Source organism: Affinirhizobium straminoryzae (genome assembly GCF_007004135.1).
Classification (GTDB): Bacteria; Pseudomonadota; Alphaproteobacteria; order Rhizobiales; family Rhizobiaceae; genus Neorhizobium; species Neorhizobium straminoryzae.
This window is the reverse complement of record NZ_VJMG01000040.1, coordinates 1-1219: the sequence shown is the minus strand read 5'-3', so window position 1 is coordinate 1219 and position 1219 is coordinate 1. Positions and strand designations below refer to the sequence as shown.

Sequence of the window (1219 nt, the reverse complement as noted above, 5' to 3'; positions counted from 1 at the left end):
TGAATAGCCCCGAGTTTCGTAGACACCCTCGGGTTAGATTTTCTGCTGCTTCTCGAACTCGACGGGTGACATCATTCCGTTTCTGACGTGCTTGCGTTTCGGGTTGTAGAACATCTCGATGTAATCGAACACATCCTGGCGCGCTTCATCGCGTGAACGGTAGATCCTGCGACGTATCCGCTCTCGCTTTAGAAGATTGAAGAAGCTCTCGGCCACGGCATTGTCATGGCAGTTGCCGCGTCGGCTCATCGAGTGAACCAGATTGTGGTGCCTGAGAAACGAGGCCCAGTCCATGCTGGTGAACTGCGACCCCTGATCCGAATGGATAAGCACCTTATCCTTCGGTTTACGTCGCCACACCGCCATGAGCAGAGCCTGCAATACGACGTCCGTGGTCTGTCGGCTCTGCAGTGCCCAGCCGATGACCCGGCGCGAATAGAGGTCGATGACGACCGCAAGGTAAGCGAAGCCCTCGCAGGTTCGGATGTAGGTGATGTCCGTGACCCAGGCCTTGTCCGGAGCCGCCACGTCGAATTGCCGGTCGAGCGTATTGTCGATAGCGACGGCAGGCCTGCCGCCATAGACGCCGGGACGGCGCTTGTAGCCAATCTGCGCCTTGATCCCCGCGAGACGGGTCAGACGCGCGATCCGGTTCGGGCAGCACATCTCTCCCTGATCGAGAAGGTCGTCGTGCAGCTTGCGATAACCGTAGACCTTGCCGCTCTCTTCCCATGCCTTGAGGAGCAGATCGGTCTGTCGCTTGTCCTCGCTGGCTCGCCTGCTCAGCGGGCTCTTCAGCCAGGCGTAAAATCCACTGGGATGAACCCGCAAAAGGCGGCACATCGTCCGCACGGAAAACTGCAAGCGATGCAGGGCAATGAACGCGTACTTCACTTTGCATCCCTGGCGAAATACGCGGCCGCTTTTTTTAGGATGTCTCGCTCCTCGGTGACGCGAGCCAGTTCCTTCTTCAGCCGCCTGATCTCCTCGGCCTCGTCGTTGCCCTTGGCGTTCGACGCGGCAAACTTCTTCTTCCATTCGTAGAGTGAATGCTGGCTGACGCCGAGGCGCTGCGAAACCTCCGCAACCGGATAGCCTCGCTCCGTGATCTGACGCACAGCGTCGCGCTTAAAATCTTCGCTGAAATTCGATTTGCTCATGATGCTCTTCCTGCCTCAAAATTAGGAAAGAAGGCGTCTACAAATCTCGGGGCTATTCA

1 protein-coding gene is annotated in these 1219 nt (G+C 57.6%); it reads right to left on the bottom strand.

Features of this window, described 5'->3' with window-relative positions; translation table 11 throughout:
- Positions 1 to 33: 33 nt before the first annotated feature.
- Positions 34 to 1160 (bottom strand): IS3 family transposase gene (locus FNA46_RS14790; protein ID WP_143125987.1). Its coding sequence is split into 2 segments (ribosomal slippage): positions 34 to 932 and positions 932 to 1160, totalling 1128 coding nucleotides; the frame shifts between segments, so codons are not numbered across the junction.
- Positions 1161 to 1219 lie beyond the last annotated feature (59 nt).